Below are 12,830 nucleotides of genomic sequence, written 5' to 3'. Positions count from 1 at the left end.
ACTTAATATATTTAACTGATAAAACCAAAAATATTTTTAATTAAATTTAATTACATCAAAGCTGATTGAGCCAGCCGGATATCGTTTCAGCCAATATTTCCGGTTGCTCCAGTGGCAACATATGCCCGCTATTTTCGATTATTTTCAAACTAGCCTGTGGTATAAATTCCTGCAACTCCTTAGCTTCATCGATAGAGCGCATCTGATCCTGCGCAGCAGCAATAATCAAAGTCGGGCAGGAAATTTTCTGACCTGTCGGAGTTTTACGGTTTAGCAAAGATTGTCTGCTTAACACATCAAAACCCAAACGTTCACTCATCTGCCGGATTCTGCTAATCATCTCTTGATTATTTTGATTATCAGGTCGCAACGTCTGAATTATAGCTTTATGTCCCAAACCACGAAAATTTAGATGCTGCTGAATTTTTAAAGTATTTTGCTTTGCTGCGTATTGCTGTGGTGTATCCTCACGCAATGAAGTAGCAATTAAGACAAGGGCAGCAACCCGCTGCGGATACTGGGCGGCCAGTGTTCTTGCAACATAGCCGCCAAGCGAAAAACCAATGAGCACAAAACGTTCAGGAGCAGAAACAGCAATATTTTCTGCCATAGCAGCAATACTGTCTCCGCTTGCCAGTGATGCACATAATACCGGCTGGGATTCAGCCAAATTAGCTTTCATATCATCCCATAATGTTTCATCCAGCATAAAACCAGGAATGCATACCCAAGGTAATATTTCTTTCATCTTGATAGTCTCAATAGAGCAAACCACTGGACAGATATTCTATAACAGTTTATCAATCAGCCAAATTAATGTTTGCAATTATTTTGCTACCAATCTAAAACCCTTTTAACTAATTTCATTATTATTTATTATTCTTACATTGCGTTGACTTAATCAACCTTATCCAGCAAAATTAAATCACCACTATCTTATCTTCTAATGACATTGAGAAATATAATGCCAAATACATTTACCTTAACCAGTCCTGAATTCAAAAACGGCGATACTGTTGATTCCTCTTATCAAAGTGATCGTGATAACCAGTCTCCTGCTTTAATTTGGGAAAATGCACCAGCTGAAACCAAAAGTTTTGCAATTCAATGCCATGATCCCGATGCCCCTACAGGAGGTGCAGGCTGGTGGCACTGGATGGCGATTAATCTGCCAAAAGACTTAACTGAACTGAAAAGAAATGCTGGTGCAAAAGGTGGGCAGAATTTACCTGCCGGAACACGTCAGCTACGTAACGATAGCGGAACTTTAGGTTATTCGGGTTTTTATCCGCCAGAAGGTCATCCGCCCCATCGTTATATTTTTACTGTTTATGCTCTGAATACTGATAAAATTGATTTACCCGAGGATGCAACTACTAGTTATACGGGTTTTGTAGTGAATAGTCATGCCATTGCCAAAGCCTCAGTAATGGTTCACTATGGACGCTAAATTCATAATATAAATCAGGTTAAATAATATAAAAAGAGGTTGTCCAATCTTGGACAACCTCTTTTTTTAAGCTTCATTTAATCTTCAACCGGTTTTTCTTTAGAAACTTTATCAATCAAATGCGAAATACTCATACCTCGTTCAAGCGAGTCATCATAAATGAACGTCAGCTCAGGTGTACGGAATAAAATTATTCGACGAGCCAGTTCGCTACGCAAATAACCCTTAGCATGTTCCAGTGCTTCTTCGGTTACATCACGGGTACTGTTATCCAGCACAGTGTAATAAATAGTAGCATGACTATAATCGCGGGTTACTTCTACTTCATTAATTGTAATAAAACCGGCACGCGGATCTTTGAGACCAACACGCACAAGTTCGGCCAGTTCACGCATAATCTGCTCTTTGACACGATCCTGACGAGCATAACCACGCTGAGGTTTACGCATAATCATTCCTTTCTGTGATCAGGCCAGTAAATTCAGGCAGCCGGAAACTTCTCTGGCTGCCTGTTATACCCTAAATCATTTTAAAGCTTACGGGCAACTTCAACTACCTCAAAGACTTCCAGCTGATCACCTTCCATAATTTCATTGAAGTTTTTCAGCATCAGACCACATTCGAAGCCTTGACGTACTTCCTTAACATCATCTTTAAAGCGTTTTAATGAAGCCAGTTCACCTGTATGCACAACCACATTATTACGAATTAACCGAACATGAGAATCACGCTTGATTAAACCATCGGTTACCATACAGCCAGCGATATTACCCACTTTTGATACGTTAATAACCTGACGAATTTCTACTGTACCAATCACATTTTCTTTTTGTTCTGGTGCCAGCATACCGCTTAAAGCTGCCTTCACATCATCAATAGCATCATAAATGATATTGTAATACCGGATCTCAATACCTTCATGTTCAGCCAGTTTACGTGCAGTGGCATCAGCACGTACATTAAAGCCGATGATAACTGCGCCAGAGGCGATAGCCAGATTCACATCAGATTCTGTCACACCACCTACACCACTATGCAATACATCAACCCGTACTTCATTAGTAGACAGTTTACGCAAACTTCCTGCTAAGGCCTCATAAGAACCCTGAACATCTGCTTTAATAATAATCGGCAAGCTTTGCGCCTGATTTTCACCCATGTTGTTAAACATGTTTTCCAGTTTGGCGGCCTGCTGTTTAGCCAGTCGTACATCGCGATATTTACCCTGACGGAACAGAGCAATTTCACGTGCTTTTTTCTCATCGGCCAGTACAATAAAATCTTCACCGGCATTAGGTACGTCTGACAAGCCCAAAATTTCTACCGGGATAGACGGGCCGGCATCAGTAATGGTTTTACCATTCTCATCTACCATGGCACGTACACGACCAAAAGTCGTACCGGCAAGCACAACATCACCTTTACGCAACGTACCGCTTTGTACCAGCAAGGTTGCTACCGCACCACGCCCTTTATCCAGACGTGACTCGACTACAATACCTTTAGCAGCAGAATCTACAGGTGCTTTCAGCTCCAGAACGTCTGCTTCCAGCAATACTGCTTCCAGCAATGCATCAATATTGGTGCCCTGTTTAGCTGAAACATCAATAAACTGTACATCACCACCCCATGAATCAGGGATGACTTCATGTGCTGTCAGTTCCTGACGAATACGTTCAGGATTGGCGCCTTCTTTATCAATCTTATTTACAGCCACCACTAAAGGTACTTTTGCAGCTTTAGCATGTGCAATGGCTTCAATAGTCTGAGGCATTACTCCATCATCAGCGGCAACCACCAGAATCACAATATCGGTAGCCTGTGCACCGCGGGCACGCATAGCAGTAAATGCTTCATGTCCCGGAGTATCCAGGAAGGTAATTACACCGCGCGGTGTTTCCACATGATAGGCACCAATATGCTGTGTAATACCACCTGCTTCACCCTGCACAACACGGGCACGGCGAATATAGTCGAGTAAGGATGTTTTACCATGGTCTACATGACCCATCACAGTAACCACCGGCGGACGAGGTAATTCTTCAGCCTCAGTAACGGTAGTATCTTCATCCAGAAAGGCTTCAGGATCATCAGCTGCAGCAGCCTTACCGATATGCCCCATTTCTTCTACAACAATCAGGGCGGTTTCCTGATCCAGTGACTGGTTGATGGTCACCATCATACCCATCTTCATCAGGGTTTTAATCACTTCTGCAGCCTTTACAGCCATTTTATGTGCAAGCTCAGCAGCCGTGATGGTTTCCGGCACCAGCACTTCATGTACTACAGGTTCAGTAGGTGCCTGGAAGGCATGCTGATTTGGTTCCAGTTTAAGCTGTTTCTTACCACCTTTTTTGCTGCCTCGTCTGCTGCTGCGTCCCTCTTCAGAGTTAGCCGCATCTACCGAACGCCGGTTTTTACCACCGCGTGCTGATTTACCTTTTGGCATATCGTCTTCACGCTGATGACGCTGTTCATCCTTTTTACGCCGGCCTGCTGATTCAGACACATTTTCTGCCGCTTTAGGTACATTACTGCTCACTGGCTTTTTCTCAGTTGGCTTAGCCGAACGTACTTCAGCAGTTTTCTGCTCACTAACTGCTTTACTTTCTTCCTTAGCCTGCTGTTTAGCTGCTTCGCGCCGTGCCTGACGTTCCTGTTTCTGTTTTAGTAACATTTCACGATGGGCTCGCATGGCTTCAGCACGTCTAGCTTCTTCATCACGCTGAGCCTGCTCTTCAGGACTGATAATCGGCTTGGCTGCTTCAGCCTTAAGGGCAGCCAAATCAATTTTTTTCGCATTCCGGTTACGGTTGTTGCGCTTGGATTTAGGCTGCTCAGTTTTGTCTGCTGCTGGCTTTTTATCAGCAGGTACTTCTGCAGGTTGAGCTGCTGCGTTCTGTTGCTGTTTCACTTCCTGTTTTACCACTTCTGTCTGCACAGATTCCACTTTAGGTTTCTGTTCGGTTTTACTGGCCGCCGCTGCTGCTTTCAGACGCGCTGCTTCTGCAGCTGCTGCCGCAGCAGATTCTTCTCTGCGTCGCGCTTCAGCCTGCTCTTCAGCAGCTTTTCTTGCCAGTTCTTCAGCCTCAGTATCTACTGTTTTCACCGGTTCGGATTCAGGCTGCGGAAGATTCTGTTTTTCTTCTGCCTGTCTGGCTTCCTGTTCTTCCGGCGGTACAGCAATACGCCGCCGCCGGCGGGTTTCAACTTCAACACCGCCAACAGTACTTTTTTCAGCTGGTTTTTTACGATTCAGTGTGATAGTACCGGCAGACTGACTACCATTAGACTGCTTTAAATAAACCAGCAACTGTTTTTTATCTGCAGCTGTCAGTTTATCCGACGACGCCTGTTTGTGTACTCCTGCTTCTGCTAACTGTTCCAGCAACCTTGAGGTTGATAAGTGCAGTTCCGAGGCAAATTGTTCTACAGTTATTTGATTACTCATTCGCGTACCCTCATACTTCGTCAAACCAGTGGGCGCGTGCTGCCATCACCACTTTCTTGGCGGTTTCCTCATCAATGCCTGTAATTTCAATCAGTTCATCTACTGACAATTCAGCCAGATCATCACGGGTTTTAATTCCTTCATTGGCCAGATCATGCAGCATTTCCTGATCAACACCTTCCAGATTTTTCAAATCTTCGTCCATGTGCTCTAACTGCTCTTCAGAGGCAATGGCCAGGGTTAAAATGGCATCACGGGCACGATTACGCAATTCTTCTACCGTACTTTCATCAAAACCCTCAATTTCCAGCATTTCCTGAACAGGAACATAAGCCACTTCTTCCAGACTGGTAAAGCCTTCCTGAACCAGTACCTCAGCTACGTTTTCATCAACACCCAAGTTATTGATAAACAGCTCACGTACAGCTTTATCTTCAGCTTCATGGCGTTCCTGAGCCTCATCCACAGTCATGATGTTCAGCTGCCAGCCTGTTAGTTCAGCTGCCAGACGTACATTCTGTCCACCACGTCCGATTGCCAGGGCCAGCTGATCTTCTGCCACAATCACATCAACAGAATGATGATCTTCATCTATCAGAATACGAGTTACTTCTGCTGGGCTCAGCGCATTAATCACAAACTGTGCAGTTTCAGGCGACCACAGCACTACATCAATACGCTCACCTGCTAACTCTTCCGTTACTGCATTGACACGCGAGCCGCGTACACCAATACAAGTACCCTGCGGATCAATACGTGCATCATTGGATTTCACCGCAATTTTGGCACGTAAACCCGGATCACGTGTTACTTCCTTGATTTCCAGCAGACCATCTTCAATTTCCGGCACTTCCATTTCAAACAGTTTTAACAGGAATTCTCGCGAAGTACGTGTCAGAATAACCTGACTGCGGTTACCAATCTGGTCTACCCGTAAAAACAAAGCCCGTACTCTGTCACCATTACGGAAGTTTTCACGCGGAATCATCTGATCTCGCGGCAACAGTGCTTCCAGACGGCCAATTTCCACGATTGCACCGTGTCGTTCCACACGTTTAATCGTACCCAGAACCAGGCTATCTTTACGCTGTAAAAATTCATTTAAAATCTGTTCACGCTCTGCATCGCGAATGCGCTGCAAAATAACCTGTTTGGCTGTCTGTGCGCCAATCCGGCCAAATTCCACATTTTCGATTGGTTCTTCGTAATACTCACCAATCTGCAGCGTAGTTCCCGGAATTTCTTCCTGAATCTCTTCAATGGTTTTTTGAATATCGGGATAGGTATAATCCTCATCAGCCACAATCAGCCAGCGGCGAAAACTGCTGTAATCGCCGGTATTGCGGTTAATCACCACCCGCACATCCATATTTTCACGCTCAGTTTTTTTCTTTGCCGCACTGGCCAGAGCAAATTCCAGCGCGCTGAATACTACTTCTGTATCTACATTTTTTTCACTCGCCAAAGCTTCGGCCAGTAGTAAAATTTCACGACTCATTTAATTCTCCTTGTAAGCCTTTGCTTACAAAAATATGAAATTTCAATTTAAAAATCAAATTCTGGTTTTAAACGTGCTTTATCAATATTCTGCCATTCTATTAAAACTGTCTTACCGGCTGCCACAGCAGCACGTTTGGCCCGACGCGCTTCATTAATTTCTTCCAGCGTAATACTGATTAAATCGTTTTCATCAATACCATTAATCCGGCCAATAAAATTCTTCTGCCCGTCTATAGGCAAACGTGTCTTAATCTTGGCCAGTTGCCCGGTAAAACGCGTAAAATCTGCCGGTTTGGTTAAAGGACGGTCTAAGCCCGGGCTGGAAATTTCCAGACGCTGATAATCCACATCCTCTACAGCCAATACCCGGCTTAAATGATTACTGACCGCAACACAATCATCCAGGGAAATACCGCCTTCTGCCTTATCAATAAAGACGCGTAAATCCCCCTGAGCAGTCAGCTCATAATTAACCAGCTCATAGCCCAGACCCGGCAAAGTTTTTTCTAAAATGCCCTGAATATCCATCTGTGCTCCATAAAAACAAAAAAATGGCCTTAGGGCCATTTCTCAATAATTCGAAAAATTTCTTTATTTTAACTCATTGTTGAAAAAAAAGAAACCACTTGCCATTATTCAAATTTAAAATTAATACCGATTAGCACAAACATATCAATTAATTGCGTCATCGGCACTGTATAATCACTGTCTGAAATCAGTCATAATAATTAACATTATGTAAATTTTTCATAACAAATTATGAAATAATGTCAACAATTTACCGTTTCGTTCAGATATACTGATAAATGATGCATCTGCATCATATCCAAAAGCACAAAATTAATATGAATTAATTATAAGTTACTATGACTATTGAATAAAAAGCTAAAGAAACTCACACTTAAGGGATTGGCTAAAGTTGACGTTAAGACTAAACTGCACTCCCCTATAATCACTAGAGGTAAATAAATGCGTAAACAGTTTTCTGCCAATACCGCAATGACACTGGCTGCATTGGGTATTGTTTACGGTGACATTGGAACCAGTCCTCTGTATGCCTTAAAAGAAAGCTTCCGCGCTTCTACAATCGCTCCCACAGAAACTAATGTACTGGGCTTTGTTTCTTTGATTGTATGGTCATTACTCCTGATCGTTACTCTGAAATATGTTCTGTTTATTCTGCGAGCCGATAATAATGGTGAAGGCGGCGTTGTTGTACTGATGCAGCAGGCAATGCAGCATCTTAAGGGTAAACCTGTATGGATTGTGATGATGATGGGGCTTACCGGCACCGCCCTTTTTTACGGTGATGCCATGATTACGCCGGCCGTATCGGTTTTATCCGCTGCAGAAGGGTTAACGGTAATCAGTGAAAACTTCCGCCCTTATGTTATGCCTATAGCATTGATTATCCTGTTCGGACTTTTTTTCATTCAAAAAAAAGGTACACACAAAATCGGTACACTGTTTGGTCCGGTTATGCTGATATGGTTTAGTGCTATTGCACTGATAGGTCTGTATCAGATAGTTCAGGCTCCGAAAATTATTCTTGCTTTCAGCCCTTTCTATGCAATTAATTTTGCCATTAATCATGGCTGGGACGGTTTTATCGGGCTGGGCTGCGTTGTACTGGCTGTAACCGGTGCAGAAGCCCTCTATGCCGATATGGGACATTTTGGTCGTAAACCAATCCAGACAGCATGGATAAAAATTGTTTTACCTAGTCTGATTATCAATTATCTGGGTCAGGGTGCCCTGATTCTGCATAATCCGAATGCAATTAATAACCCGTTTTTTCTCAGCGCACCGCACTGGCTATTGATTCCATTAATTATTCTGGCTACTTTTGCAACTATTATTGCCAGTCAGGCCGTTATTGCCGGAGCCTACTCGCTTACCCGTCAGGCAATACAGCTTGGCTTTGCCCCACGCATGAATATTATCCATACCAATAATGAAGAAGTTGGTCAGATTTACCTGCCGCTGGTTAACTGGCTGTTACTGGTAGCAGTCACATTAGTAGTACTGGCTTTTCACGATTCAGAACATCTGGCTTCAGCTTACGGTATTGCAGTTACGGGTACCATGGTTATTACCTCATGTCTGTTCTGCGTAGTAATGATTAAAAACTGGCGCTGGCCAATCCCGCTTGCCTTACTGCTTACTTCGGTTTTTCTGTGTTTTGATCTGGTTTTCTTCAGCAGTAACCTGCTAAAACTAATTCATGGCGGCTGGTTCCCGGTAATGGTAGCCCTGATTGTGGTTACATTATTCTCAACATGGCGTCGCGGACAGGCACAATTGCTACAGGCACAGCAAAATCAGGAATTTTCATTGGATAATTTTGTTGAAAACCTGCACGACTACCCGCCTCAGATTGTTTCCGGCAATGCAGTATTCATGGTTTCCGACCCGTTCAGCATTCCACGAGCACTCCTGCATAATCTGAAACACAATAAAGTACTGCATAGCTATAATGTATTGCTCAGCGTCAAAACCAAAGAAATACCCTATGTAGCCGATAATGACCGTATTGCCATGAAACAGATTGGTCCCCGCTTTACCAGAGTCATCGCCAATTATGGTTTTCAGGAAACAGCCAATATCACCCATATTCTGAAATTGATGGCTGAACAAGGAATTAAACTTGATACCATGGATACCTCTTTTTTTCTGTCACACGACAGCATTGTTGTTGCCGCCAAAACCAAACATGGCAATATGGGGCGGTTACGTGCACGCCTTTTCAAATGGTTATATAAAAACAGTGCTTCAGCCGGTAATTACTATCATATACCGGCTAACCGCGTCGTCGAACTCGGCGCTCAGGTCGTGATTTAACTACACAGCAATTGCAAAAAATTCATGAGAGATCCATATGAGCATTAAAATCGGCATAGTCGGAGCCACAGGTTATACTGGTGTAGAACTATTACGTTTACTGGCACAGCATCCGGAAGCTGAAATCATCACCGTTACCAGCCGCAGCACTACCGGAACAACGCTAAGCGATTATTTTCCCAGTTTGCGCGGCATCTATGATCATTTGATTTTCCAACATCCCGATCAGGCCGACTTAAGTAAATGTGACTTAGTATTTTTTGCAACACCTAACGGTGTAGCCATGCATGAGGCTCCAATATTACTGACACAGGGAGTTAAAGTAATCGACCTGTCTGCAGATTACCGTATCAAAGATGTAGCAGTCTGGCAAAAATGGTATCCGTTTACTCATGCCGGCCCCGAATGGATCGCAAAAGCTGTTTATGGTTTGGCGGAACTGAACCGTACTGCCATTACTCAGGCGCAGCTGGTAGCCAATCCGGGCTGCTATCCGACTTGTGTCAGCCTGCCTTTATTACCGTTATTGCAGCAACAATGTCTGATTCATGACATGCCGCTTATTGCCGATTGTAAATCAGGAGTATCTGGTGCAGGTCGCAAAGCAAATACCGGTAACCTGTTCGCAGAATGCAGCGATAATTTCAAAGCTTATGGTATCAGCGGACACAGACATTTACCGGAAATCAGGCAAACACTGAATCTTTTACAACCTAATTCAGGTAACAGTCTGGTGTTTGTACCTCATCTGACGCCCTTGATTCGCGGCATGCATGCCACCATATATATTCAGGTAAAAGAAGGTTGCAACCCATATCAGTTGATTGCCGATTATTATCAATCCAGCCCGTTTGTTGATGTCATGCCTGCTGGCAGCACACCTGAAACCCGCTCAGTCCGCGGAGCAAATCTCTGCCGCATCAGTATACAACCTGCGCCGCAGAATAATACCTGGATTATTCTTTCTGTAATTGATAATCTGGTAAAAGGTGCAGCCGGACAAGCTGTACAGAATATGAATATCATGTTCGGGCTTGATGAAAAAAGCGGATTAAATCTTATTCCCCTCTTGCCATAACCGGTCAGCAGGATAGACAATCAAGTATGCACATATTATTAAAAGGACTACACCATGTCAGAAACCGATATTGAAACACCGATTATCTTTACTGAAAGCTGTTGTACCAAAGTAAAAGATTTAATTGCAGAAGAAAACAATCCGGACCTGAAACTGCGCGTATTTGTAACAGGGGGAGGATGCTCAGGTTTCCAGTACGGTTTTACTTTTGATGAAATCGTTAATGATGATGATTTTGAAATCCAGAAAGATGGCTTAACATTTCTGATCGATCCAATGAGTTATCAGTATCTGGTTGGTGCTGAAATCGATTATTCTGAAAGTCTGCACGGTTCACAATTTGTTATCCGTAACCCTAATGCAACTACCACCTGTGGCTGTGGCTCGTCTTTCTCTGTTTAAGTGAATCGACTATATAGCAAGATTTCTTTACTCAAACAACTGAATTAATTTTCTAAACCAGCCAAAGCAGGCTGGTTTATTTATGGGCAACAACCAGCGATAACCAAAAATTGTTCACTTTAAAACTCAATACATTAAAAATTTCACACAATTTAAAAATAATTGTCATTTACAATAAAATGTAAAAATAACAAACAGTTAACATTCGATTTTATACTTAAGCCTATAATCATCTGGGTAGCCAAAAGCAGTAAAGGCCTTTTTTAATAATAAATTAACAAGGAGCTTTGCCATGAACCATGATATAAAAAAATGCCCGGTAACCCATCTCACAACAGATCAGGGGGCGCCTGTATCTGATAATCAGAATAGTCTCACAGCCGGACCACGCGGTCCTTTACTGGCTCAGGATTTATGGCTGAACGAAAGACTGGCCAATTTTGTCCGCGAAGTTATCCCTGAACGCCGGATGCATGCAAAAGGCTCAGGTGCATTTGGTACTTTCACAGTTACCCACGATATAACCCAATATACATGTGCCAAACTATTCAGCCAGATTGGCAAAAAAACCGAAATGTTTGTACGCTTTTCTGAAGTAGCAGCTGAACGCGGTGGTGGCGATGCTGAGCGCGATATCCGTGGCTTTGCCATGCGCTTTTATACCGAGCAGGGTAATTGGGATCTGGTAGGCAATAATACACCTGTATTTTTTCTGCGTGATCCGCGTAAATTTCCAGACCTTAATAAAGCCGTCAAACGCGACCCACGTACCAATCTGCGCAGCCCTACTTATAACTGGGACTACTGGACTTTACTGCCGGAATCATTTCATCAGGTAACCATTACCATGTCCGACAGAGGCATACCAGCCAGTTACCGGCATATGCATGGTTTCGGTTCACATACATTTAGTTTCATTAACGCTAATAAAGAACGCTTCTGGGTTAAATTTCACTTCCGCACTCAACAGGGAATTAAAAACCTTACCGATGAAGAGGCCGCCACTATCATGGGACAAGATCGCGACAGCCATCAGCGCGATCTTTACAATGCTATCGAATCCGGTAATTTTCCTAAATGGACAATGTATATCCAAATCATGCCGGAAACCGATGCAGAAAAAGTACCCTATCATCCGTTTGATTTATCTAAAGTATGGCCGCATGGCGATTATCCGCTTATCGAGGTGGGCGAATTCGAACTAAACCGCAACCCGGATAACTATTATCTTGACGTTGAACAAGCTGCTTTCGCTCCTAGTAATCTGGTGCCGGGAATCAGCGTTTCTCCTGACAAAGTATTACAGGCACGCCTGTATAATTACGCAGACGCTGCCCGGTACCGTGTAGGGGTCAATCATCATCAGATACCCGTTAATAAAGCACGCTGTCCCGTTTTCAGTAACCATCGTGATGGTACAACCCGGGTAGATGACAATTATGGAAGTCTGCCCCATTACGAGCCTAACAGCTTCCATCAATGGCAGGAACAGCCTGAATTTCGCGAACCTCCGCTCAAAATACATGGTGATGCTGATTTCTGGAATTTCCACGAAGACGATAATGACTATTTCAGCCAGCCCCGCGCCTTGTTTAATTTAATGAATGATAACCAGAAGCAGGTACTGTTTGAAAACACAGCACGAGCTATGGGTGATGCACCTGACTTTATCAAATACAGACATATTCGTAACTGCAATGCCTGCCACCCGGACTATGGTGCAGGCGTAGCCAAAGCACTGGGCATGACAGTAGAAGCAGCCATAGCAGCACGCAGCAGTGACCCGGCACAAGGGTGCGCTGTTCTGATTTAAACTTAATCATTAATTGATAAAAATCCTTAAACAATAACGTTTAAGGATTTTTTTATATAGAAATATATTTCCGTTAGATAATTTATTAAAACTAAAATCTTTATTAATCCGAATTCATAAACAACTAAAACATTAAAATAATTTAATCAGAAAAATGTTCTATATAAAGGGAATGAAAAACTATAACTTAAACTACAACATAAAAATGTATCAAAATATTTTAATATTTAAAATTCATAATATTAATTACCTGAATTTCTTTAATGACTATTCATCGATCATCGACTTATTTTAA

The 12,830-nt window shown here is 43.0% G+C and carries 10 protein-coding genes; 5 read left to right on the top strand and 5 right to left on the bottom strand.

Going from position 1 to position 12,830, the window contains the following annotated elements:
• Positions 1-55 precede the first annotated feature (55 nt).
• Positions 56-748 (bottom strand): alpha/beta fold hydrolase, encoded by a 693-nt coding sequence (locus H3U73_RS02555; RefSeq protein WP_198189989.1) that lies wholly within the window; start codon positions 746-748, stop codon positions 56-58.
• A gap of 216 nt (positions 749-964) precedes the next feature.
• On the opposite strand from H3U73_RS02555, the gene H3U73_RS02550 reads away from it, so the two are divergent.
• Positions 965-1,450 carry a YbhB/YbcL family Raf kinase inhibitor-like protein gene (locus tag H3U73_RS02550; RefSeq protein ID WP_038648930.1) on the top strand — a complete coding sequence of 162 codons (486 nt, stop codon included), beginning with the start codon at positions 965-967 and terminating at the stop codon, positions 1,448-1,450.
• 77 nt (positions 1,451-1,527) lie between these two features.
• Here the strand turns inward: H3U73_RS02550 and rbfA are convergent, their stop codons facing one another.
• The 4 genes from rbfA to rimP all read right to left on the bottom strand — a co-directional run bounded on the left by rbfA (position 1,528) and on the right by rimP (position 6,929).
• Positions 1,528-1,899 carry a 30S ribosome-binding factor RbfA gene (rbfA, locus tag H3U73_RS02545; protein WP_198189988.1) on the bottom strand — a complete coding sequence of 124 codons (372 nt, stop codon included), beginning with the start codon at positions 1,897-1,899 and terminating at the stop codon, positions 1,528-1,530.
• 80 nt (positions 1,900-1,979) lie between these two features.
• Positions 1,980-4,901 (bottom strand): translation initiation factor IF-2, encoded by a 2,922-nt coding sequence (gene infB / locus H3U73_RS02540; protein WP_198189987.1) that lies wholly within the window; start codon positions 4,899-4,901, stop codon positions 1,980-1,982.
• A 10-nt stretch (positions 4,902-4,911) separates the two neighbouring features.
• The gene (gene nusA / locus H3U73_RS02535; protein ID WP_037392462.1) at positions 4,912-6,399 is read right to left on the bottom strand and encodes a transcription termination factor NusA; all 1,488 of its coding nucleotides are present in this window, start codon (positions 6,397-6,399) and stop codon (positions 4,912-4,914) included.
• Positions 6,400-6,446: 47 nt separating this feature from the next.
• A complete protein-coding gene (gene rimP / locus H3U73_RS02530; protein WP_084585112.1) occupies positions 6,447-6,929 on the bottom strand; it encodes a ribosome maturation factor RimP in 483 nt (160 codons plus the stop codon).
• Positions 6,930-7,370: 441 nt separating this feature from the next.
• Between rimP and H3U73_RS02525 the strand changes: the two genes are divergently transcribed.
• From H3U73_RS02525 to H3U73_RS02510, 4 genes are all read left to right on the top strand, one after another.
• Positions 7,371-9,242 (top strand): potassium transporter Kup, encoded by a 1,872-nt coding sequence (locus H3U73_RS02525; protein ID WP_084585113.1) that lies wholly within the window; start codon positions 7,371-7,373, stop codon positions 9,240-9,242.
• Between the two features lie 31 nt (positions 9,243-9,273).
• Positions 9,274-10,320 (top strand): N-acetyl-gamma-glutamyl-phosphate reductase, encoded by a 1,047-nt coding sequence (gene argC, locus H3U73_RS02520; RefSeq protein WP_198190330.1) that lies wholly within the window; start codon positions 9,274-9,276, stop codon positions 10,318-10,320.
• Positions 10,321-10,374: 54 nt separating this feature from the next.
• Positions 10,375-10,722 (top strand): iron-sulfur cluster insertion protein ErpA, encoded by a 348-nt coding sequence (erpA, locus tag H3U73_RS02515; RefSeq protein ID WP_025330995.1) that lies wholly within the window; start codon positions 10,375-10,377, stop codon positions 10,720-10,722.
• Between the two features lie 292 nt (positions 10,723-11,014).
• On the top strand, positions 11,015-12,535 hold the full coding sequence (locus H3U73_RS02510; protein ID WP_198189986.1) for a catalase: 1,521 nt from the start codon (positions 11,015-11,017) through the stop codon (positions 12,533-12,535).
• Positions 12,536-12,830: the final 295 nt, after the last annotated feature.

The sequence above is a fragment of the Snodgrassella sp. W8124 genome, from assembly GCF_016100875.1.
Classification (GTDB): domain Bacteria; phylum Pseudomonadota; class Gammaproteobacteria; order Burkholderiales; family Neisseriaceae; genus Snodgrassella; species Snodgrassella alvi.
The sequence above is the reverse complement of the archived record's forward strand: the minus strand, read 5'-3'. Positions and strand labels throughout refer to the sequence as shown.